The organism is Gottschalkia acidurici 9a (genome assembly GCF_000299355.1).
Lineage (GTDB): Bacteria > Bacillota > Clostridia > Tissierellales > Gottschalkiaceae > Gottschalkia > Gottschalkia acidurici.
Genome location: NC_018657.1, coordinates 1 through 2913 on the forward strand (window position 1 = coordinate 1; position 2913 = coordinate 2913).

Here is a 2913-nt window from a genome sequence, read left to right on the forward strand (position 1 = left end):
CATGGTTGGAAAATTGCTCCGATTATTTTATTTATATCTCCTATACTTGATACTATAGAAATAACCTTACACGCGATTATACTATGAAGGTGGTGAAACTTTGACAAACGTTAGTAAACCAATTGTTACGGGTGATATTCTCAATAAAGTAATAGAGAATAGAAAACATAATGGTGTTATCATTAACTATTATGAAAAATTCACTCAAGAGTTTATAAATATAACTACTATTAATAAATATAGTGGTCATGTTACTAAAATAAATAATAATACTGGTGAGGTCTTAGATTCTTATTTTTCTGAAGATGTTTATATAGAAAGAATTTTTCAGTCTAATGATAGTGATATTATTTCAAAAGAACGTGATAGTTACATAGATACTTTAAATAATAAAATCCATAATATAAAAAAGTGCAATCAATTTTGGCTTATAGATAAGTATGAGAAACAAAGAATTAAGGATGTAAAGAATAGGAACTTATGTAGAGATAAATTTTGTTCTAATTGTAAAAAGGTAACTCAAGCTGTCCGAATGGCTAAATACATTCCAGAGTTGCAGCAATATGATGGTAGACTTCATCACTTAACATTAACATTACCTAATGTTTCTGGTGAAGATTTAAGGGGAACAGTTAAGCATATGGCAGAATGCTTTGCTAAGCTTATAAGATATTTGAGTGGAAATGCTAAGATAAAAGATATTGATTTTAGCTCCTGGGGATATGAAGGTGCTATTAGGTCATTAGAGGTTACATTTAATAACTATAGGGATAAAATATATCATCCGCATTATCACGTTGCATTAGTTTTAAATAATGATGTGCTGAGTAAAAAGAATATAGAAAACAAATATTCTTATGACTTTAGAAGTGGATCTCCTGAACTTAGAAATCTTTTTAGTAAAGAAGAAATTTTAATACAAAAAATTTGGAGACTACTAATAGATGGAAAAAGAGTTAATAAGGAAAATATAGATAATTTAGAGATAGGTTACACTTGTGTTATGGACAAGTTTAAAGAGAATGATTATGCTGAGCTTTTTAAGTATTTGACTAAAGAGGTTGATGAAAATAAAAGAATATTTACTTATGAAAATTTTAAAGCTTTATATCATGGACTTTATAGGGTAAAGCAGATACAAGGATATGGAGTTTTATATCGTATTAAGGATGCTATTAATGAAGAAGAGTTTAATAGTAAATATGATGAGTTTATAGAACTTTTAGGACAAAAAGAAAAACCTTCTAGTGTGAGTGAGACACCAGAAGATTTGCTTTCAGATGATAAGTATATTTTAATTAGCCGAAAATCTGATTTTGAACATCTGAAAGAGATACTGTTTTCTGACTAATCTATTATTGTATAAGTATTATACCATAGACGTATATAAATTATCTACTTATTTATGGACTTTAAATAGCATCATAAGGTCTACACAGATAGTCGTGGGGATTAAGGGGACCCACAGCTGTCAGTGTAGACCTTTTTTCGTTCTATTTAAGTTCAAAATTAAGATTCATATTATGCTTGTTTTTTGATTTCATATGATATACAATGTATTTAATGTGAAATCAATTGAAGGGAGTTGTTATTGTATTATGTCAGATGGTATAATTGTAGAAATACAAAGAGATTCTTTTGAGTTTTTATCAGATTTAATAAATAGGGAGTATTGTTTAAAGTCTAAAAATAATTCGTTCGTACTTCCTGATCAAGATGCTTTTATAGATTGTAATTTTTTTGATAAAGCAGTTTCAGAATTTGTTTCAAAATTACAAAATTATAGTGAAGAAATGATTTACTTAGAATATTTAAAGGAGGTTTTTAATTTGCCAATGGTAAATTTAAGAATTACAGATGCAGAAGTTGAAATATTAGACTATGCAGTACATAAAGGTGGTTTTAGTTCTAGAAAACTGTTTTTTATGGAACTTTTAAAGGATTATATTCAGGATGTTTTAAAAATTCCAACTGGATTGACTTTAAGTGATGAAGAGATATTGGTGTTTATTGAGAGAAATAAAATTGATGAATATGAAAACCTTAGGTCATTTGTTGATGAAGAGCAATTTAAACGTTTGATTGAAAATTCTAGTTTATTTGAAAATTTAGAAGATTATGAGTCTAGAAAAAAGAATATAAGAGGTAAGACAGGAGGACCTGTTAATGAGTAAGAAAATTGTATTAGCTAAACAAAGTTATGACTTTGAGTCTGATGGTAAAAGAATAAAAGGTTGTAAGATTACCTACTTAGGAAAGAATCCTTCACCATTGGAGAATGTTCAAGGATATACACCTATAATTGCTAATATTGGTGAAGATGTAGCGAAATGTATTGATGTAGTACCAGCTTTATATGATATAGAGTTCGAACAAGTAGCAGGTAAAAACAATAAAGCTGTTACATTTGTAAGTGATATAGAGTTTATAAAAGAAACGGATATCCCATCTTTATTTGCTTAGTCCCGACGTCTGGACTAAATATCCCTCCAGTAGACATTATCGACGTCGATAAAAAATAGAATATGCTTTTCTTTTAGCAGAGCCGTTCCCACCTAAAAACTAAACGGTTTTTTATGTTAGGATAAGAAAAGGTGAAGGTTAGAAAACAACCCATATGCTTTCCTTTCCCTTCGCCGTATCGAAAATTGAACATAAAAAATTTTATAAGTAAAGGGCGAACGGCTTTTTCGTTCGTTTATATACCCTTTATTTATAAAAAGTATTGCAACCAATAATTTTAAATTTACGGAGTGGATCATGGAGAAGGATTTAAAAAAAACAACTTTCTTCTTTGTTGAATGTTTTTTTAAGGTAAAATAGAAGAATGATTTGTAACTAAAATATATAGTTTATGTTATGCAATTATTGGAAAAACCATGTGCTACAGCAAGTGACGGGTCACGTGTAGCA

At 28.8% G+C, this 2913-nt stretch carries 3 protein-coding genes; all 3 read left to right on the forward strand.

Features of this window, described 5'->3' with window-relative positions; translation table 11 throughout:
- The first annotated feature begins 100 nt into the window (after positions 1–100).
- The 3 genes from CURI_RS14820 to CURI_RS14830 all read left to right on the forward strand — a co-directional run bounded on the left by CURI_RS14820 (position 101) and on the right by CURI_RS14830 (position 2463).
- Positions 101–1351: a protein rep gene (locus CURI_RS14820; protein ID WP_014966155.1), complete on the forward strand. Its 1251-nt coding sequence runs from the start codon at positions 101–103 to the stop codon at positions 1349–1351.
- A 247-nt stretch (positions 1352–1598) separates the two neighbouring features.
- Positions 1599–2174: a hypothetical protein gene (locus CURI_RS14825; protein ID WP_014966156.1), complete on the forward strand. Its 576-nt coding sequence runs from the start codon at positions 1599–1601 to the stop codon at positions 2172–2174.
- Entirely contained in the window at positions 2167–2463 is a 297-nt protein-coding gene (locus CURI_RS14830; protein WP_014966157.1) for a hypothetical protein, read from the forward strand. The genes CURI_RS14825 and CURI_RS14830 overlap by 8 nt, the downstream gene beginning before the upstream one ends.
- The last annotated feature ends 450 nt before the right edge of the window (positions 2464–2913 follow it).